This is a genomic window from Corynebacterium macginleyi (assembly GCF_003688935.1).
GTDB lineage: Bacteria > Actinomycetota > Actinomycetes > Mycobacteriales > Mycobacteriaceae > Corynebacterium > Corynebacterium macginleyi.
Map to the genome: position 1 here is coordinate 16,713 of NZ_REGE01000008.1, position 19,648 is coordinate 36,360.

18 protein-coding genes and 1 tRNA gene are annotated in these 19,648 nt (G+C 57.8%); 11 read left to right on the forward strand and 8 right to left on the reverse strand.

Features of this window, described 5'->3' with window-relative positions; translation table 11 throughout:
* Positions 1-3: 3 nt before the first annotated feature.
* Positions 4-819, reverse strand: coding sequence for a class I SAM-dependent methyltransferase (locus tag D9V82_RS06825; protein ID WP_121911672.1), 816 nt, complete (start codon positions 817-819; stop codon positions 4-6).
* Positions 820-856: 37 nt separating this feature from the next.
* Between D9V82_RS06825 and D9V82_RS06830 the strand changes: the two genes are divergently transcribed.
* The 5 genes from D9V82_RS06830 to D9V82_RS06850 all read left to right on the forward strand — a co-directional run bounded on the left by D9V82_RS06830 (position 857) and on the right by D9V82_RS06850 (position 6,298).
* A complete protein-coding gene (locus D9V82_RS06830; RefSeq protein ID WP_121911673.1) occupies positions 857-2,290 on the forward strand; it encodes an ABC transporter transmembrane domain-containing protein in 1,434 nt (477 codons plus the stop codon).
* Positions 2,290-4,029, forward strand: a complete 1,740-nt coding sequence (locus D9V82_RS06835; RefSeq protein ID WP_121911674.1) for an ABC transporter ATP-binding protein — start codon at positions 2,290-2,292, stop codon at positions 4,027-4,029. Before D9V82_RS06830 ends, D9V82_RS06835 begins: the two co-directional genes overlap by 1 nt.
* The gene (locus D9V82_RS06840; RefSeq protein ID WP_234457654.1) at positions 4,026-5,009 is read left to right on the forward strand and encodes a CE1 family esterase; all 984 of its coding nucleotides are present in this window, start codon (positions 4,026-4,028) and stop codon (positions 5,007-5,009) included. Before D9V82_RS06835 ends, D9V82_RS06840 begins: the two co-directional genes overlap by 4 nt.
* 340 nt (positions 5,010-5,349) lie before the next feature.
* Complete coding sequence (locus tag D9V82_RS06845; RefSeq protein ID WP_121911675.1) at positions 5,350-5,547, forward strand: antitoxin; 198 nt, start codon at positions 5,350-5,352, stop codon at positions 5,545-5,547.
* Positions 5,548-5,728: 181 nt separating this feature from the next.
* Positions 5,729-6,298 (forward strand): cadmium resistance transporter, encoded by a 570-nt coding sequence (locus D9V82_RS06850; RefSeq protein WP_121911676.1) that lies wholly within the window; start codon positions 5,729-5,731, stop codon positions 6,296-6,298.
* A gap of 60 nt (positions 6,299-6,358) precedes the next feature.
* Here D9V82_RS06850 and D9V82_RS06855 read toward each other — a convergent pair.
* The 3 genes from D9V82_RS06855 to D9V82_RS06865 form a co-directional block, all read right to left on the reverse strand.
* A tRNA-Pro gene (locus D9V82_RS06855) sits at positions 6,359-6,432 on the reverse strand.
* Between the two features lie 76 nt (positions 6,433-6,508).
* Positions 6,509-6,907, reverse strand: coding sequence for a YchJ family protein (locus D9V82_RS06860; protein ID WP_121911677.1), 399 nt, complete (start codon positions 6,905-6,907; stop codon positions 6,509-6,511).
* On the reverse strand, positions 6,907-8,067 hold the full coding sequence (locus D9V82_RS06865) for a bifunctional alpha/beta hydrolase/OsmC family protein (RefSeq protein ID WP_121911678.1): 1,161 nt from the start codon (positions 8,065-8,067) through the stop codon (positions 6,907-6,909). Before D9V82_RS06865 ends, D9V82_RS06860 begins: the two co-directional genes overlap by 1 nt.
* Positions 8,068-8,154: 87 nt before the next feature.
* Here D9V82_RS06865 and secA2 point away from each other — a divergent pair, with 87 nt between their 5' ends.
* From secA2 to D9V82_RS06890, 5 genes are all read left to right on the forward strand, one after another.
* A complete protein-coding gene (secA2, locus tag D9V82_RS06870) occupies positions 8,155-10,446 on the forward strand; it encodes an accessory Sec system translocase SecA2 (RefSeq protein WP_121911679.1) in 2,292 nt (763 codons plus the stop codon).
* An 85-nt stretch (positions 10,447-10,531) separates the two neighbouring features.
* Complete coding sequence (gene odhI, locus D9V82_RS06875; RefSeq protein WP_121911680.1) at positions 10,532-10,966, forward strand: oxoglutarate dehydrogenase inhibitor Odhl; 435 nt, start codon at positions 10,532-10,534, stop codon at positions 10,964-10,966.
* Between the two features lie 100 nt (positions 10,967-11,066).
* On the forward strand, positions 11,067-11,813 hold the full coding sequence (gene ftsR, locus D9V82_RS06880; protein WP_167449748.1) for a transcriptional regulator FtsR: 747 nt from the start codon (positions 11,067-11,069) through the stop codon (positions 11,811-11,813).
* A gap of 38 nt (positions 11,814-11,851) precedes the next feature.
* Positions 11,852-12,445 carry a bifunctional nuclease family protein gene (locus D9V82_RS06885; RefSeq protein ID WP_121911681.1) on the forward strand — a complete coding sequence of 198 codons (594 nt, stop codon included), beginning with the start codon at positions 11,852-11,854 and terminating at the stop codon, positions 12,443-12,445.
* A 146-nt stretch (positions 12,446-12,591) separates the two neighbouring features.
* A complete protein-coding gene (locus D9V82_RS06890; RefSeq protein ID WP_121911682.1) occupies positions 12,592-13,155 on the forward strand; it encodes a MerR family transcriptional regulator in 564 nt (187 codons plus the stop codon).
* 90 nt (positions 13,156-13,245) lie between these two features.
* Here D9V82_RS06890 and D9V82_RS06895 read toward each other — a convergent pair whose 3' ends face one another.
* From D9V82_RS06895 to D9V82_RS06905, 3 genes are all read right to left on the reverse strand, one after another.
* A complete protein-coding gene (locus tag D9V82_RS06895; RefSeq protein WP_121911683.1) occupies positions 13,246-14,097 on the reverse strand; it encodes a vWA domain-containing protein in 852 nt (283 codons plus the stop codon).
* Positions 14,098-14,146: 49 nt separating this feature from the next.
* A complete protein-coding gene (locus D9V82_RS06900) occupies positions 14,147-14,959 on the reverse strand; it encodes a 3-methyladenine DNA glycosylase (protein WP_234456485.1) in 813 nt (270 codons plus the stop codon).
* A 66-nt stretch (positions 14,960-15,025) separates the two neighbouring features.
* On the reverse strand, positions 15,026-16,333 hold the full coding sequence (locus D9V82_RS06905) for a DEAD/DEAH box helicase (RefSeq protein ID WP_121911685.1): 1,308 nt from the start codon (positions 16,331-16,333) through the stop codon (positions 15,026-15,028).
* Between the two features lie 270 nt (positions 16,334-16,603).
* Between D9V82_RS06905 and D9V82_RS06910 the strand changes: the two genes are divergently transcribed.
* A complete protein-coding gene (locus D9V82_RS06910; RefSeq protein WP_234457655.1) occupies positions 16,604-18,088 on the forward strand; it encodes an SLC13 family permease in 1,485 nt (494 codons plus the stop codon).
* A gap of 64 nt (positions 18,089-18,152) precedes the next feature.
* Here D9V82_RS06910 and gndA read toward each other — a convergent pair whose 3' ends face one another.
* Positions 18,153-19,604, reverse strand: a complete 1,452-nt coding sequence (gndA, locus tag D9V82_RS06915) for an NADP-dependent phosphogluconate dehydrogenase (RefSeq protein ID WP_121911687.1) — start codon at positions 19,602-19,604, stop codon at positions 18,153-18,155.
* Positions 19,605-19,648 lie beyond the last annotated feature (44 nt).

Consider the following 19,648-nt stretch of genomic DNA (forward strand, 5'->3'; position numbering starts at 1 on the left):
GCCCTAAGAGATAGAGTCCGCCTCCCGTACTAGCACGAACGCATCCGTGCGGTACGGGATCTGCAGTTTTTCCCCGGCAGAAAAGCCCATGTACTCGTAGAGGTACCAGTCCAGGTTATGGGTCATGCGCTGGTGGATGGCCTCGTTATTTCTTAGCCAGTATGAACGGGTGTGCATCAGCCGGTGGAGCTGTTCTGGGGTGAGCTCGTGGGACCAACTCAGCCGAAGCTCGCGGTCTAAGGTCCAGGGTGCCGTGTATTCAGGATAGAAGCCGGGCCTATGCACGTCGCCAGAGTGCATAATGCGGCTTAGACGGAGGATCCAGGGATCCGCGTGCACGTCGAGGGTATTCCACACTAATAGGACGCGTCCGCCCGGCGCGAGAATACGGTCCAGCTCAGCCGAGGCGGCGGCAACGTCGACCCAGTGCCAAGTTTGGGCGAGGCAGGCGGCATCGAGTGAGGCATCGGCAAGCGCGGTATGCTCGGCCGTAGCGCGGATGATGGGAATGTCTAGGCGGAGTCGGAGAACGTGGGCCATATCCGCCGACGGTTCGACCGCGAGCACGTGGGGGTTGGTGAGGGATTCCGTAAGTTTGCCGGTGCCGGCGCCAATATCGGCAACTCGGTGGGCGCTAGCGATAAGCTCAGCAACCTCAGCCGGGTAATAGGGGCGGACATCCTGATAGGTTTGCGCACCGTGGTGAAAGGCGCGCGCTGCCTGGGTACGCTGAGGGTCGGTGCCAAAGGTAGGTTTCTGCTTCGCAGACGGATTGCGGTAGCTGGGGACATGCTGGGGGTTGGGGTGGCGAGTCGGCATAGGCTATCTAACCTACCGGGAATTAGAATGATTTGTTATGGCAACACTTCCAGAACCATCAGATCCGCGGTGGTTGCTGAAAACCGTCTTCTCTAGGCCCGGGATGACTATCCCCGCCGCTGTGTGCATCGCAATCTCCTTCGTGCTCAATGGAACAATACCGGTCATCGTGGGTCATACCATCGATGAAGCGGTGGTGGAAGGATCAATCGGGCGACTGTCGTGGTGGCTTTCACTTTTGGTCCTGGCCTTCGCGGTTAATACGATCACCGGGTGGTGCGGTCGTGGCCTCAACGCGCGCAGCATGCTCGTTATCGGCCACGACGTGCGTATGGCCATTACGGACCGGATTTTGGACCCCAAGGGGATGGGCGGGCCGAAACGCACACCCGGAGAGTTATTGGCCATTGCGTCAACCGATGCGACCCGCGTACAAAGAGCGGTGTTGATGACGGTATTTCCGGTGGCAGAGATTACGTCCATCATCTATGTTGCGGTGATAACCAGCCGGGTCAATATGCCGCTAGGAGCGGCGATCTTATGCGGCGGCCCCATCGTGGTGTGGGGATCGCTGCGGGCGGCGGGGCCGTTACGCAAGCGTTCTGGTATCAGACAAGCGGCATTGGGCCGCGCTAGCGCGACGGCGACGGATATTGCGCATGGTCTGCGCATTATTAAGGGGATCGGGGCGATCGGTGCGGTGCGCAGGCGCTATGCGGCTGATTCTGATGCCGCCTACGAGCGAACCGTTGAGGCCAATGCGGCGCAGGCAGGATTAAACGCTTCCACCGAGGCACTGGGCTCAATTTATGTCGTCGCCGTCGGTATTGCCGCCGGCTACCTGGCGCTGGAGGGACAGATGAGCATTGGCGAGCTCATTACGGTAATCGGCCTTACCCAATTCATCATTACTCCAATGACCATGCTAGGCCGAAATATCGCTTCCCGGTGGGCCGCGGCGCAGGCGAGTACGCAGCGAATAGTAAGCCTGCTGAAAGCTCCCGGACTGCCCGAAAATACTGCACCGCGCATGCCGGCGCTGCGGGCGGGAGTAACCGCTATTGATGGGCATGCTCCGGAAGAACTGCGGGACTTGCCCCGAGAAAAATTCACGGTCGTGCCACACCAGGTCATGCTGTTTGCTGGGACCGTACAAGACAATATTCATCCGGATGCAGACACGGCCGCACGTGCACTAGAGGTGGCCGCGGGCGAGGATATTCCGGGTGGGCTGAACCGTGCGGTGGGTGAGCGCGGAAACAATCTCTCCGGCGGCCAGCAGCAACGAGTCGCCCTAGCTCGCGCGATTGCTGCGGATCCAGAGGTACTGATTCTTTCTGATCCCACCACAGCGGTTGATTCCGTTACCGAGCAAGAGGTAGCCCACCGCGTTGCGGATTACCGGAAGGATAAACCCACCATCGTCTATACATCGGCGCCGGCGTGGCATGCAGTGGGGGTGGAGTCCTAATGCGTTTTCCCACCGCGACGTGGACACAGGTCCGAGAGGTTATAGCACAGCAGCTTTCAGCTATCCCCCATGCGCGCCGGCGCAGCGTTGTTGCCCTGGTGTTGTTGATAGCCGGGGCAGCGGCCAATGTCACCATTGCGCTCCTGCTTGGCAAGATTGTTGATGCCGTGACGACGCACACCAGTATAGCCCTCCTCGGGGTTCTGCTAGTAGGGGCCGCGGCGGTCTCTGCGGCGTTATCGGCGGCGGGATTCTATGTCTTGTCCCAGCTAACTGAACGCGTTATTGCGTCCTTGCGCGAGAATATGGTCTCTACAGCACTCGGCCTTCCCACACACCGCGTCGAGGACGCTGGAACCGGAGACTTGGTATCGCGTTCTACCGATGATGTAGCGGAGCTATCCGCTGCGGTAACAGAGACGGTCCCCGTGCTGGCAAAGTCGGCTTTTGCCATTGCCTCAACAGCAGTGGCGCTACTTACGGTGGATTGGCAATACCTCGTGGTTATTATCGTCGTGGCGCCGCTGTATTTTTGGGCTAGTTGGTATTACCTGCGGCGTGCCCCGCACAGGTACGCCGAGGAGCGCGCCTCCATGGCCGAGAGAGCCCGCGGGCTTCTGGAGGCAATCCACGGCAGGGATACGGTGTGCGCCTTCCGCATGGAAAATACGATGCGCGATCGAATCGGTGCGGCTTCAACGCGTGTGGTGGAAAAGGGATATGATGCGCGCCGGACGATGATGGTGCTCCAGGCCCACCTTACCGGCATTGAGCTGGTCTTATTGGGCACCGGTTTAGCGGTGAGCTTTTGGGTTGTGCAGACCAGCGCGCTTACTGTTGGCGCGGTCACCGCGGCGATGTTGCTGCTCATTCGCCTGCGCGGGCCGTTAATGGGGCTGATGCACGTGCTCGATACGGTACAATCAGGATATGCCTCGCTGACGCGCATCGTGGGCGTGGTTATCGATCCACCCGAGCCAGTGCTGGATAGCGGTGCGCCGCGAGGCGATGGCAGCGTGGATATGCGGGATATTTCCTTTCGCTATGGCGATAGTTCATGGGCCGTCGAGGGACTCAACCTTGCGATTAAGCCGGGCGAAACGGTTGCCCTTGTGGGGGCGTCTGGGGCGGGGAAGTCTACCGTGGCGGCGTTGCTCGCGGGCTTGCGGGTCCCAGATAAAGGCACCGTGTTTGTTGATGGTGTGGAGGTTGCGCTGCTTTCTGATGCCGAACGTAGCCAACGCCTTGCCCTCGTCTCCCAAGAGGTGCATGTCTTTTCTGGAAGTTTGCGCGAGGATCTTGCGCTCGCGGCGCCACAGGCCACCGATGCGGAAATGATCGACGCGCTGGATCAAGTGCACGCTGAGTGGTTTTTCGATCTGGAGGCAGGCCTCGATACCGTCGTGGGTGCACAGGGCATGCCCTTGGATCCGGTGGCGGCGCAGCAATTGGCCCTTGCCCGAATCGTGTTGCTGGATCCGCGTATCATCATCTTGGACGAGGCTACGGCGGAAGCAGGCTCGGTGGGTGCTGAATCCTTAGAGGCGGCCGCGGAATCGGTGATGGAGGGTAGAACCGTCTTGGTGGTTGCACACCGTTTGGATCAGGCGTCGCGCGCCGATGTCATCGTGGTCATGGATAAAGGCCGGGTGGTAGAACAAGGTAGCCATCCAGAGTTGCTAAATTATGGGGGCCGGTATAAGCAGTTATGGACCGCTTGGCAGGAGGGACGAACATGATAAGCCGGAGGCCGGTGCGCGCCACATTGAGCTTCGCAGTCTTGTGCTGCGTGGTGGTGCTGAGTGTGGCATGCGCACATAACGAGGAAGCCTCGGATGCGGCGGTAGTCAATAAAAGTACGCAGTCGCACGGTTCTGCTGCCTCGCAGCTTGGGATTCCTACTTCGGCGCCGCTTAGTGGCCCAGAACCGGGGTCACATATGACGATCAACCTGTCGTCCGGGCGCTCATTTATTCTTAGCCTGCCGGAAAATTATACGGCGCAAAAAGAGTGGCCCGTGGTGTTGGCTTTTCACGGGTGGGGCCAGTCAGCGGAAAGCTTGCGCGGCTATTCCCGCCTCGATGCCGCACAAGCCATTACCGTCTTTCCCACGGGCGAGAACAAGGCGTGGAGCCCCGCCCCTTACGCGGTAACCAGAGGGAGTGAGGACAAGAAATTCGTCCTCGATATTCTCGATTCCCTGCGTGCAACCTACAACGTTGACGATTCGCGGCTTTTTGCTACCGGCATGTCCAATGGCGGCGGCTTCGCCGCCTACTTGGCCTGCCAGATGCCCGGGATCTTTTACTCAGTCGCCACTATTTCTGCTGCTTATTACGAAGATATTTTGAAAGATTGTGCCCATGAACCGGTAGGGCGCCTTGATATGCACGGCACCGATGACCCCATCGTGAGCTATTACGGCGGTACCCGGCACGAGACTAACTATTTCTCGGTCGAGTTCGTATTAGAGCAGGACCGCAAGCGCAATGAATGCTCCGAGAAGGTAGAAACTCACCGCTTGGTCAATAATGCTCTCGATATGCACTGGACCGGTTGCTCCGCCCCGCTGGAGCATATCCGCATCGGCGGCGGCTCCCATGTGTGGCCGGGCGGTACTGCGGATAACAACAACGAAGTTGGCAAATTCTTTGCTACTGACCGGGTCTTGGATTTCTTCGGTATTCCCGGTAGGCCCGACGGCACTCGAGATACCTAGATCGCGCGGTAGAGCCGGGAAAACCCACGTATCGCGCGCCCTCCCACGGCGATGAGGTGCGTGATTAGGCGCATCGGTTTGGGGGTAATCGAAGATTCCATCTACACCCATGACTTCCTCGGCGTCGCGGCGTCGCCTCCGCAGCGTCAGCAGGCTTTTCGGCTTTTCTACGACCGCATAGGTGGGATCATTTTCCCAGTGCCTGCTTTTGTAAACACGAATCCCCGGTAGAGCAACCTTTGCCTATTCTTGGTGGCGAAGCCCCGGCGGTGTCGTTATCGTGGGTGGTGCTGCCGGGCACGGCAAGCGTTAGATGAAGTAAACAACGAAAGGATTAGCAATGGGCATCTTTGACAAGGCGAAGGAAGCACTGAACTCTGAAAAGGGCGAAGAAGTTACCAAGGAAGGCCTGGACAAGGCCGAGGACTTTGCCAAGGACAAGCTGGGCGAAGACAAGGCAGACCAGGTAGATAAGGCTCGCGACGCCATTGATGACAAGCTCGGCACCAACACCGACGGTGACGACGAGAACAAGTAGTTCGCACCCTACTATCTAAGTAGGAAAACGAATATTACTCAGCCCCGTTCGCCACACGGACGGGGCTGAGCCTTTGCCTACACCGATTAAATCCAGCCCTGAGTTCGGGCTAGAAACAGCAGGCACGGTGTCACGGATTTTCCATGACAATAGTGATCAATGGGTACGTTAAGATGTTTAGGTGCTTACCACTCTCGTATCCGCAATCACGTTGTTCATCGTCACCAATATTGACGATATCGTTATTCTCTCGCTATTCTTTGCCCGCGGTGCGGGCAGGAAAGGTACAACTAAAGCTATTCTATTGGGCCAATACCTGGGATTTTTCGGGATACTCGGGGTCTCCGTGGCACTTGGCCTGGGACTTAGCGCGATTCTCCCCGAACACTGGATACGCTTTTTCGGGCTTATTCCCCTGGCCATTGGACTCAGGGCGGCCTGGGAGGCCTTCCGCGGGGAAGAGGACGATGACGTTTCTGGAAAGAAGCTCAGCATCGCTGCGGTAGCTGGGGTCACCTTTGCCAATGGCGGCGATAATATCGGTGTGTACCTGCCGGTATTTACCACGTCTTCTGCCACGGACATTGTGGTGTACTGCTTCGTATTCCTCGTTTTGGTCGCAGGTCTAGTAGCGGCGGCGAAGTTCGTGGCAACAAGGCCAGCGGTAGCAGAAGCACTAGAGAAGTGGGAGAGCGTTTTATTCCCCACGGTACTTATTTTGTTAGGTCTCGCCATCCTATTCGCGGTGTAGGCGAGGCACACAGGAAATCCCACGGCCGTGGAATTGAGTCCATAGCCATGGGATAATTTGTCGGGCTAACAGGATTTGAACCTGCGACCCCTACACCCCCAGTGTAGTGCGCTACCAAACTGCGCCATAGCCCGGCGTCGCATTATTTGTTGCGACTGCCTTAGATTACATCAGGATAATTCCACAGTGAAATCTAGCCCGTGACCTGCATTAAAATTGTCCGGAGGAATAGACCCATGCGCCATTAAGGCGCCGGAAAGTCGATCGCTCCCGCTGAGAGCCTACCGCTTCGCCCTTGTAGAAAGCCTCAAATTCCACGATGCCTTCATCATCTACCAGGCCACCGCGCTCGGTATCGAGGATATCGAGGCGGTAGAAACGAATGGGGGAGTCGGCCAAGTGCACTGCGCTAGGCCGAGTCACCGGGTCCCAAGTGCGCAGGAGGTAGTCCTCATCGCCGCTGACGAAGGCGCTAAACCGCGACCGCATCAACGCCTCGGCCGTGGGCGCTGAGCTACCTGCGTGGTACTTGCCGCAGCATTCTCCAAAGCTCAGCCCGCTCGTGCAGGGGCAGCGGTAGGAATCGGCAATGGGATGCAGGGCAACCATTACTTGGACTCCACACTATCGGTGATGACCGCGCCGGCGGCCATACGCTCGATGTCGGTATCACGCGCGGCGGAGCGCAGTGCATCGACATCGGAATCGCTCAGGGAACCTGCTAGTTCGATGCGGCGCTCGAAAGAGGCAGTACCGGTTTGGGTGATGGTTACGTGGACATCGTCAAGCGCAAGCTTTTTACCAGCTTCTTTGATGGCCTGGGTGGACGCAGCTGCCAAGGCCGACATGAGCAGGCCGGTTGCGGTAAAATCCTTGCCTTTGCCGCCTTCTTTCCTGGTGCGATCCGCGGTAACACAGTGGTCATTGTGACGGACCACAACGCCGAATTTGGTGCCGGTAGCCGGGCGAGCGACAGCAGCATCCGTGCCCACCTCTTCGGGCTCGTAGTCAGGAACAATAAACTGCCGGGACCACGCACCAATGAGATCAGCGGCGCGGGCCGCCGTTCCCTGCTTGGTGAGTAGGTGATCGGCCTTATCCAGGGAAACGAGGGACTTAGGATAGCGGGTCATGCGGAAAATATTCTGTGCATTGTCAATGCCCACCGTTTGATCAATGGGGGAGTGGAGCGACAAGAGCGGCTTGCGTAACCGCGACAGGTATTCCTCCGGATTCGTTTCTGCCAAATCCTCCAAGAATTTGCGGGAAATGGCTAGCGTCCTGCCACCCAAGACGACCTCGACCTCACCATTAGCGTCGAACTCACCAATCTTATCCGCGTAGTGCAGCACGGAGTGCGCCGGATCGAAGGGGGCGCCAATGGTGGCCACGGCCCGAATCTTTTTCATTTCCGTGGCAGCCTTGAGCACTGCCGCGCCGCCTAGGGAGTGGCCAATGAGCATTTGCGGTGCGCAATAGTGCTTTTCCAGCCACTCCGCCGCGGCGCGAATATCGTCAACATTCTGATTAAAAGTGGTATCTGCAAACTCGCCTTTTGATTGCCCTAAACCGGGAAAATCAAAGCGCAACGTGGCGATCCCAAATGCCGTTAATTGCTTCGAAGTACGGGCTGCGCCAGGGGTATGGCGTGAGCCGGCAAAACAATGCGCGAAGATGGCAAAGGCAAGAGGCGGAGCGTCAGGTAAGTCGATGGTTCCTGCCATTTCGGTTCCTAGGCTCGACGGCAGCTTTACATTGACGGATTGCATGGCACCTACAATAACGGCCCCATAAGTCCCGAACCAGATGAGGTTGACTAGAGTCGTAGGCAGCCAGCCCCTAAAGGAGGAATTGTCGTGGGAGCATTCGATTGGTTCTGGAAAGCGATGGGCTCGCAAAGCGAGCGAAACGATAAGAAATCCAAGGCCATCGTGGATGAAGCTCGCTCCGCTGCGCAGCGATACACGAAGAGTGACGATGCTACTGTGGCCCAAGCAGCCCGCGATGCGGTGCGCGGCGGTGAAGTCGCAGACAAGGCGCAATTCCTGGGCGCTTTGGCTGTAGCGTGCGAGCGCTCCCTGGGGTTGCACCCGTTTGCCGTGCAATCACAGGCGGTGCTGCGCCTGCTTAGCGGTGATGTCATACAGATGGCTACCGGTGAGGGCAAAACACTTGTCGGCGCGATGGCCGCAACGGGTTTTGCGCTGACCGGAAAGCGGGTTCATGTAGTGACGGTCAATGACTATCTGGCCAGTCGCGATGCCGAGTGGATGCGGCCGTTTGTGGAATTTTTTGGGCTGCAGGTAGCCTCCGTCACGGAGGGCATGAGTGCGGATGAGCGCCGATGTGCTTATGCGCAGAATATTATTTATGCCCCCGTCAATGAACTGGGTTTTGACCTGCTGCGCGATAATCAGATCACCGAACGAGCACAGACGGTGCAAGCTCCGGGCGATGTCGCCTTGGTAGACGAGGCCGATTCCGTCTTGGTCGACGAGGCCCTTGTGCCGCTGGTGCTGGCCGGAAATCGTCCCGGTGAAGCGCCCACAGGGCAGATCACCAATGTGGTATCCCGGCTGCGGGACAAACACGAGTACGTCGTTTCGGATGATGGGCGCACGGTGCAGCTTACCGATGTCGGCGCAGCCCGCGTGGAACAAGAACTCGGCATCGATTCCCTCTATTCGGAAGACAATATCGGCACCGTCCTCGTCAAGGTCAACTTGGCGCTACACGCAAAGGCGCTGTTGATTCGCGATATTCATTACATCGTGGTGGAGGGCAAGCTGCAGCTTATCGATGCCTCCCGCGGCCGCGTCGCCGATCTACAACGTTGGCCCGACGGGCTGCAAGCTGCGGTCGAGGCCAAAGAAGGCTTGGAAGTCTCTGAGGGCGGACGCATCCTCGATACGATTACCCTACAAGAACTCATGCGCCGGTACCCGCTGGTCTGCGGCATGACAGGCACTGCGGTAGAAGCCACCGACCAGTTGCGGCAGTTTTATGACCTGCACGTCTCCGTTATCGATCGGAATAAGCCACTGCAGCGGTTTGATGAGCAGGATCGCATTTTTGCCACCATCGGGGAGAAGTCTGCGGCCATCGTCGAAGAGATTGCCCGCCTGCACGATACTGGGCAACCAGTACTAGTGGGAACGCAGGACGTTGCGGAATCAGAGAATTTGGCGGAGGCCTTGCGCAATCGCGATATCGACGTCAACGTGCTCAACGCCAAAAATGACCGCGAAGAGGCGCAGATTGTCGCCGAGGCCGGTGATATAGGACGAGTAACCGTCTCAACACAAATGGCTGGTCGCGGTACAGACATCAAGCTCGGCGGCGCCGATGAGGCCGACCACGATGAGGTGGCTGAGCGCGGCGGCCTTGCCGTCATTGGAACCTCCCGGCACCGCACCGCGCGGCTCGATAACCAGCTGCGCGGACGAGCAGGCCGCCAGGGTGACCCAGGATATGCTCTATTTTTCGTCTCCCTGGAAGACGATGTGGTGAAACAAGGTGGTGCTGGGGAAAAGGTGAGCGCACAACCTGGCCCGGGCGGGATCATAGAATCCAAGCGGGTGCAGGACTTTGTGGCCCATTGCCAGCGGGTAACAGAGGGCCAGCTACTAGAAATTCACTCCCAGACCTGGAAGTATAACCAGCTCTTGGCGGATCAGCGCATCATCATCGATAAGCGTCGTGCGGCGCTGTTGGATACGGACCAGGGGTGGCAGGAACTAGCTAAGCGCGCGCCTGAGCGGGCACGTGGGCTTGCGGATCTCCCAACGCCGACGCTCATTCAGGCGGCACGGGAGATAATGCTGTATCACCTCGATATGGGCTGGGCCGATCACCTCGAGTTACTCGATGATGTGCGCGAATCCATTCACCTGCGCGCCATCGCGCGCGAGACGCCGATCGACGAGTATCATCGCATTGCGGTGCGCGAGTTTAAGGACCTGGCACAGCGGGCGGTTGATAAGGCAGTAGAGACCTTCAGACAAGTGCCTATTGACACCGCAGGGGCACACCTTGCAGACTCTGGATTGAACCGGCCCAGTGCAACCTGGACCTATATGGTCTCTGATAACCCCCTTGCGGGGCAGGGAAATTCAGTGTTGAGCGGCATCGGAAATATTTTCCGGTGAAATAATTGCCCACTGAAAGATCATGGACTCGGAAGAGTCGCTATTATTGGTACAAGTAACTTAAAACTAATCCCCGGAGGTAACAATGAGCGAGAACACCGGAACCCCGGAACCACAGGTAGAGACCACCTCTGTATTCCGCGCTGACCTGCTCAAAGAAATGGAAAATGGAACCAAGGGAACTGAGGCCTCTGCGGTAGGTACGGAACACTTGGAGGATGGCCAGGCGTTGCTCGTCGTCAAGCGTGGCTCCAACGCTGGTGCCCGCTTCCTGCTGGACCAGAACACCACCACGGCGGGGCGCCACCCGGAGGCAGATATCTTCCTGGATGATGTCACGGTCTCCCGCCGTCACGCTGAATTCCGCAAGAATGAGGAGGGACAATTCGAGGTCGTAGATGTGGGTTCCTTGAACGGAACCTATGTGAACCGCGAGCCGCGCAACTCGCAGGCGCTGGAAGTGGGAGATGAGATTCAGATCGGTAAATTCCGCCTCGTATTCATCACCAAGCAGGACTAAAACTGCGGAATACATGCCGTTTAGCCGGAGTTGGTTATGGCAGTTAAGTCTCCTTTTAATATTGAACGACTACTGAGACACCTTTAAAGAGAAAGACACAGTGAGCGCAGCAGAATCCGCGGCGGCGTCCGCTCGCCGCAAGAGCCCGAACACGAAGCAAGCTAAGACCATGTCCATTGGCGTGGTTTTGGAAAAGCTGAATCAGCAATTCCCTGATGTCACTGTGTCCAAAATTCGCTTCCTCGAATCAGAGGGCCTGATTTCTCCGCAACGTACTGCCTCTGGCTACCGCCGGTTTACCCAAGAAGACGTGGATAGACTGCGCTATATCTTGACCACCCAACGGGATAACTACACCCCGCTCAAGGTCATCCGCGATCAGCTGGAAGCAATGGATTCCGGCCAGGTCACCGCCATTGTTTCTACTGGCAATGCAGAGACCCTGCTGTCCCCGCAGCAGTTTAAAGCACCCGCGGTTACGCGTCTGACCGATGCCGATGTAGCAGAGCAGGCGGGGGCATCCGATGAGGAACTCGCTTCCTTCATCAAGGACAAGCTGATCAAGCCAGATGCTGCGGGGTTTTTCAGTACTGACGACGTGGCTATTGCCTCCGCCGCGGTGGCATTGCAGGCTTTCGGGTTTAGCGCCAGCCAGTTGAAGTCCTTGCGCAATAACGCTCGCCGCCAAGCAGATTTGATCTCCCAGGTCGCAGCTCCGGTGGCGCACTCAAAATCCGAAACTGCACACCAACAGGCAGAAGAGCTATCCCAGCAGATGACGGCGCTAGTCGTTTCCTTGCACGCCACCTTGGTAAAGACGGATTTGCGCCAGGAATTTAATGCCTAACTCACCATCGTCGCTTTTCATGTGGGAAAGTGGTAACTATGAGTGATGTAACACTTGAATTTCACGGAATTCACCAGCTTGGGCCAGAAGACGATGTCTGCGGATTGCTGCGTTGGCCCGAGGAAAATCGCCTCATTCCAGTCTGGCTCTCGGCCGTCGACGGGATTCAATTGGCCGCTGTTTTTTCTGACCAGCGCCACAACCGCCCCACTACTCGCGATCTCTTCTGCGAGGTGGTGGAGTCTATAGGTGGCGTAGAATCTATCGAGATTGTCAACCACCATCACGGCATATTCATGGTGGATATACGTACAGCGCACGGTGAGGTTTTCGACGCCCGTTTAAGCGACGCTTTGGCGGTCGCCGAGTACTTTAAGGTACCTATTGTTGCCGAGTCTGCGCTTTTGGCTCAGGTTTCGGTCTATGTTAGCGAGGAGGACCTCAAGGAGTACTTCGGCCTCACACTCCCGGCCCCCATGCAGGATCTGCACGACAGCGATGCCTCCTCTGCTAGGGAGGATACCTCTGCATCTGGAAACGCGCAGGCCGATGCCGATTTCGAAGAGATGATGCGCAGCCTTGGGATGGATGAATCCGATTTCCACACGGGGCACGACGACAACAAAAAATAATGACACGCGTGTGACTAATGGTGATATTGTTGTCTGTAGAGTCTAAAGTTGTACTTGAAGGTGAAGCCAGCACCGCTTGACGAGGGTGCGAGCTTGGCATTTAATTAATCTTTAGAGCTTCCAACAAACACCATTGGAGTAATTACGTGAGCATCACCAAGGACACTCAATCTGAGTCCCAGTATGTCCAAGAATCCCTCTTTGATGTGGGACCGGACGAAGAAGTAGGCTACCGCGTACCCATCGCTTGCCAAGTGGCAGGCATTACCTACCGCCAGTTGGACTATTGGGCACGCACGAACCTGGTAAATCCTTCCGTTCGTACCGCCCGTGGTTCGGGTTCGCAGCGCTTATATTCTTTCAAGGACGTCTTGGTCCTTAAGATTGTCAAACGCCTGCTCGATACAGGAATTTCCCTGCAGAACATCCGCTTGGCCGTGGAATCGTTGCATGACCGCGGCGTCAATGACTTGGCGGAGCTCACCCTCGTCTCCGACGGCTCCACCGTGTACGAGTGCCGCTCTAATGATGAGGTCATTGACCTTCTCGCCGGCGGCCAAGGCGTCTTCGGTATCGCGGTGCCGGGAATCTTGAAAGAATTGTCGGGCACAATTACGTCCTTCCCCGCTGAGCGCATCGAGGAGTTGCCTGATGACAACGTGGTTGGTTTGGACGAGCTCGCCGCGCGCCGCAACCGCAAGAGTTCCTAAGTAGCTTTCCGTAACTTCTCCCTCCAGAAAACTCCAGCTCACGGGGGTGGAGGGAGAATTTTTATGGCAAGGTCTAGCGATTGATTTCGCCTAATCGGCCTGCGGGTAAACCCCGGCAGCCTTATCCGTCGCAGCGTTAAGATGCTCCTGTGTGCCCCCATCGACACTGGTGAAATAGTCTGCAGCGTTCTTCAACTTTTCATCGATTGGGCCTGGGCCCAGGTGGACAACGGATAGCTCGACTTGGTCTGACTTCGCGCCGTTAAGGGCGGCGGTGAAGCGAACATCGTCCATGTCAAGTTCGGTACCGGTAGTGACCAGGACGACGCGCGCTTTTTGGTTGGTACTGGCGGCTTGATCCGCTGCGGTATTCAGCGCAGCTATGGTGGCGGTGCGCGATTGCGGCACGCCACCGGTGCCGAAGGCCGCGAGTGTTTCCGTTACCGCACTGCCATCGCCGAACCCGAGGTTATCGCGGTATCCCACCGTCGCAGCTTCCGAAATGGGAGAAGAATAGTTCCACAATGCAACCTGACCATTGTTGTAGCTTAGCTTTGCCGCGGTGTCAGATAATGCCTGTTGCATTGCCTCAAACAGTGCGGTCATATTCGCGGAAGTATCAACCAGCAGGAGGGTACTGGGCGCCATTTCTACGGTGGAGGAGGCAGCCGGTCCAGAGAGATCCGTACCTTCTTTGGCGCCGTTCCTTGGCGGAGGCTGCGGGGCATCGGCATCCGTAATGGCAGGATCGGGGGAAGGCGCGTTGATCCTTCCCACAGGAGATTCGGATGCTCTATCTGCTGCTTTAGTTGCGCCAGAATCATCTCCACCACGCAGCAGGAACACCAATGGTGCGATGACGGCAAAGAGTGCGATGATGGCGACCGCTATAACCCAGCCGGCTACTGCGAATCTGTTTTTCCCGTTTGAGTGCCGAGCCATGTAGTGCCTTCCTCCAAATGCTGCCGAGCCGACGCGTGATACGTTCAATCTAGTGTAGCTGGGAATAAGCCCTTTCGATTACTGCGACAAGCCGCTCGCGCAGCGGCTGAGCCCGCTGTGCGAGGCCCCGTTGACGCTTGACATACGTCGCCTTTCCCTCGGGTGTTTCGATCGGTACTACCCCAAGGCCCCAGTGACGGCAATCGTACGGAGAAGCCTCCATATCAAGGATGCGGGCATCAATAGCCAGATCCAGGCAGTCGAGGAAGAGATCGCCCGGGGCTAAGGGGCCGAGCTTCCACGCCCATTTATAGAGATCCATGGTCACATGCACACAGCCTGGTTGATCGTTGACCGGTTGGCCCTCTCGGTTGAGTACCGTGAGATTGAGCGCGCGCGCCGGCTGGGTAAAGAAACGAAATGCATCGTAATGCGTGCACTTAAGCGAGTGGGTGTCAACGATCCTGTTGGTCCCTTCCGCGCCTAAGCGCAGAGGTAGATCGTGGCGCGGGGAATCGGTGTGGTAGACCATCGCCCATTCATGCAGGCCAAAGCAATCAAAGCGTACAGGGTTGGTGGAAGAGCGCCGCAACAGGTCCAAAATAAAGTCGATGGAGACACCGCGCCGTCGCATAAAGGACTTCACGTCCACGGTGATGCCATCCCCGGTTTCGTGGTAATCGCGCCAGCTCGCCTGCGGTGCATTACCCTGCAGCGCTGTATCAATGCCCGGATGCCAGCGCTTTAGATGCGACGGCCGGACAGGGTAGTATTCAAAGAGAAAATCAAAGACGGGATGAGAGCTACCGGGATGCCGAAACCTCTCCAGGCGGTCCGCCGCCCGCCGCTCGTGCTCGTTCATGTCAGCGGTCCATTCGGCAATTGATAAAACTTGCACGCGCGTCCTCCTTATCTAATGAGCTAGCGCCTAGTGACTCCGCCCCCTGCCCCGCCTGGCTCTACTAAACTGTCGTTTCTGCTGGTTGGGGGACTGCTTTATTTGTTGTTTCCCCGAGCCGGTAGAACCGTCTTGGCCCGGCGGCGCAAGGGCCGGTCCGTGTGGCTTGCGGGCGCCGGTGACCATGCGCAGCTCTGGAGCACCGGCGGGGTTGTCGCGGTGGGAAATATCGTGTTCGGTAGCTCTCACACCGGCCTTTTTGAGGAGCGTAGCTACTTCTGAGCGCTGTTCATCGGTGGCTAGGGTAACTACCGTTCCTGTGGCGCCGCCGCGTGCCGTACGTCCGGCGCGGTGCAGGTAGGCCTTGTGTTCTGCCGGAGGATCCACGTGGACAACGAGGGAGACTTCTGCGATATCGATGCCACGTGCCGCAATATCGGTGGCAACGAGGACAGGAATGGTGCCGTCGGCAAAGCCAGAAATAGCGCGGGTGCGCGCGCCCTGGCCCTTATCCCCGTGGAGTGGATAGGCATTGATGCCGGCGCGCCTAAGCTTTTTTACCTGCCTATCGACACCGTGTTTTGTTCGCATGAACATGATGGTCTTGCCTGCACGTGCGGCGATGCGCATGACCACCTCGTTGCGGGCAGGCCGATCGCCCACGAGAAACAGGTGGTGCGACATCGATTCCACCGCCGCGGTGACCGCAGCGGTGGAATGGACAACGGGATCGTGCAGGAATTGCTCGACCAACTTATTGACGTCCCCATCGAGGGTTGCAGAAAAGAGCAAACGCTGACCTTTGGGCGGGGTGTAGCCCAGGAGCTTGCGCACCTGAGGAAGAAACCCCATATCGGCCATCTGGTCCGCCTCATCCAGGGTGGTGATCTGTACCTTGTCGAAGGACAACCTGCCTTGCGCAATGAGATCCAGGGCGCGCCCCGGCGTGGCAACGAGGAGGTCCACTGGACGCGCCAACGAACGGATGTGGTGGTTGATATTTACGCCGCCTACCACCGCTAGGACGCGAAGCCCCACAGCGGCGGCGGGCTCATCAAGGCGTTGCTGGATCTGCAACGCCAACTCGCGGGTGGGGGCGAGGACGACCGCACGGGGCCGGCCCGGAGTGGAGGCACCCGAGCCCGCCAACCGAGCCAAGGTGGGAAGCCCGAAGGTGAAGGTCTTTCCGGATCCGGTAGGCCCGCGGCCGAGTACGTCCTTGCCCGCGAGTACATCTGGGATGGCTGCAGCTTGGATGGGAAACGCTTCTGTGATTCCTTGGTTGTGCAAAACGTGCACTACGCGCTGAGGTAAGCCGAGTTGGGCAAAAGTAGTCATCGTTGGGCAATTCTAACGGGTGGGCATGCAAAAACCCGCATCGGTCGGCCCATGATTGGTGAGGTTCGTTACCAGTGAGAAATCCCATAGGAAGAATAGGCCGCTGCTTTAGGTATTTCATTGCTGATTACCTAACGTAGTAGGCAATGCTGGCAAGCACTACAGATTTTTCCTCTACTCACCGGCCCATTCCATAGCCGCAACGAACTGTTAAGGAGTCTTCCCATAATTCGAGCACAAGCATCTGCAGCAAATTCCTCTTCCGGCTCAATGTCGCAGAAGTCCACAGAATCCACTAAGAAGAAAAAGCTTAACCTTGATGCCGTGTGGTTCGCGCTGGCCTTCGCGGCCCTAGCGGCCGTGTTGCTCAGCCCGATTCCGGAGCTCGATTGGCCTGCCAAAGTGGCTTTAGGGATGCTGGCCTTTGCAGTGATCATGTGGGTCACCGAAGCTGTGAGCTATCCGGTGAGCGCCCTGTTGATCGTCGGACTTATTTCCTTGCTATTGGGGCTCGGGCCGGATCCGGAATCCGATGGCATCTATGGCACCTCCACCGCCCTCAAGGTCGCGATGGCAGGATTTTCCTCCTCCGCGGTAGCGCTCGTGGCTGCAGCACTGATCTTGGCCGGAGCGATGCAAGCTACGGGCCTACATAAGCGGATTGCCCTGTACGTACTGAAGGTAGCAGGGGAGAAGACCTCCCACATTGTTATCGGCGCCATTGCTATTGCCATCATTTTGGCGTTTTTCGTTCCCTCTGCCACCGCGCGTGCGGGCGCCGTGGTGCCCATTTTGCTCGGCATGGTAGCGGCCTTCGGCCTGTCCTATGAATCGAAACTAGGTGCCTTGCTCGTCATTACCGCAGCGCAGGCCGTATCGATCTGGAACGTAGGCATTAAAACCGCCGCCGCCCAAAACCTTGTCGCGGTGGGATTTATTGAGGAACAAATGGGGCAGTCGGTCTCTTGGGGGCAATGGTTCGTTTGGGCCGCGCCGTGGTCCATGCTGATGTCGGTGGCGTTGTACTTCATCATGCGCGCCGTCATCAAACCGGAAACGGAACGCATCGAGGGAGGAAAAGAGCTCATCGCCAAGCAGCTAGAGGATCTCGGGCCCACCTCATCCGAAGAGAAAAGGCTCATCGGATTTTCCGTTCTCCTGCTCTTCTTCTGGGCCACTGAGGGACTGCTGCACCCGATTAGCTCGGCCGTTATTACCGCGGTGGCCATTGCCCTGATGCTGTTGCCGAAGATCGGCGTGTTTACCTGGCCAGAGGCGCAAAAGTCCGTGAGCTGGGGGACCCTCATCGTCTTTGCCATTGGCATTTCCCTCGGTTCATTCCTGCTGGATACGGGTGCTGCCACGTGGTTGTCAGAAAAGACCTTCGGGTTGATGGGGTTGGACTCGCTACCCATTCTTGCAACGATTGCGCTGGTATCGCTATTTAATATCCTCATCCACTTGGGCTTTGCCTCAGCTACTTCGCTGGCTTCCGCCCTCATCCCGGTCTTTATTGCCTTGGCGTCCACACTGGATGTGCCCGACGGCGGCATCGGCTTCGTTGTCATTCAGCAGTTCGTCATCTGCTTCGGATTCTTGCTTCCGGTTTCGGCGCCGCAGAATATGCTGGCCTATGGCACCGGTGCCTTTACCACCAAGCAATTCCTTCGCTCCGGTATACCCCTGACCATTGTCGGGTACCTGCTCATCCTGCTGCTTTCGGCCACATACTGGTCCTGGCTCGGTTTAGTCTAAGTCGAGGAAGGTAAAGCAGATTAGGGGGACCTGCACTGAGCAGGTCCCCCTATGTTTAAGGCGCTTAGTCCGTCTGCGTCAGGCTGCGGTCACCGGACCACTCGATGTGGAAGGCACCAGGCTTATCAGTGCGCTTGAAGGTGTGCGCACCAAAGAAGTCGCGCTGGGCCTGGATAAGCGCTGCGGGTAGGCGCGTGGCGCGGAGGCTGTCGTAGTACGACAGCGAAGAGGCAAAGACTGGAGCGGGCAGGCCCATCTGGGTTGCAGCGACGACGACGCGGCGCCACGGTTCGATGAGATCTTCCAATTCGCCCTTGAAGTAGGGATCTAGAATCAGTGCAGGAAGATTCGCGTCTTTATCAAATGCCTCACGGATGCGGTCCAAGAACTTGGCGCGGATGATGCAGCCGCCGCGCCAAATGGTGGCCAGATCGCGCGGATCGACTTCCCAGCCGAATTCCGCGGAACCGGCCTTGATCTCATCGAAGCCCTGAGAGTAGGCGATGAGCTTAGCGGCATAGAGGGCGCGGCGAACGTCTTCGATGAAGGCATCCTTGTCGATGTCGAAGTCCGCGTTCGTGCCGGCCGGAAGTTGGCTCTCTTGGGCTGCGGCGCGCTGCTGGCTGGAAGAAGAAAGTGCACGGGCAAACACGGACTCGGCAATGCCGGTAATCGGCACGCCCAATTCGAGGCCGTTGATGGCGGTCCAGCGGCCGGTGCCTTTTTGGCCGGCGGCGTCTACGATGACATCGACAAGCGGGGCGCCCGTTTCCGGGTCCTTCTGGGCGAGCACCTCAGCTGTGATTTCAATGAGGTAAGAATCCAGGTCGCCGGAGTTCCACTCCTTGAAAACCTCCGCAATCTCGGCAGGCTCCATGCCTGCGCCGTAGCGCAGCAGCTGGTAGGCCTCGCCGATGACCTGCATATCGGCGTACTCAATGCCGTTGTGGACCATCTTGACGAAGTGGCCGGCGCCATCTGGGCCGATGTGGGTTACGCACGGGGTGCCGTCTACCTCGGCAGCGATGGACTCCAAGATGGGGCCCAGGGTCTCCCATGACTCGGACGGTCCACCGGGCATGATGGATGGGCCGTGCAAAGCGCCTTCCTCGCCGCCGGAAATGCCGGCACCCACGAAGTGCTTACCGCGCTCAGCCACTTCCTGTTCGCGGCGAATGGTATCCGTATACAGCGCATTGCCGCCATCGATGATGATATCGCCGTCATCCATGGCACCAGCAAGCTGATCGATGACCGCATCGGTGGCTTTGCCTGCCTGCACCATGATGATGGCCTTGCGGGGGCGTTCTAAGGAAGCTACGAAATCTGCAATGGACTCGGAAGGAATAAAGTGTCCTTCCTCGCCGTGGGCCTCAATGAGAGCATGGGTCTTTTCTGGGCTGCGATTATAGACGGCGACGGTATTGTCATTGCGGGCAAAGTTGCGGGCAAGGTTGGAGCCCATTACCGCTAGGCCGACGACGCCAATGTGCGCAAGTTCGTTCTTTTCAGTCATGCTGCCTATCCTACGTCACCGCCTCACTTTCGCTGTGCTCGCGG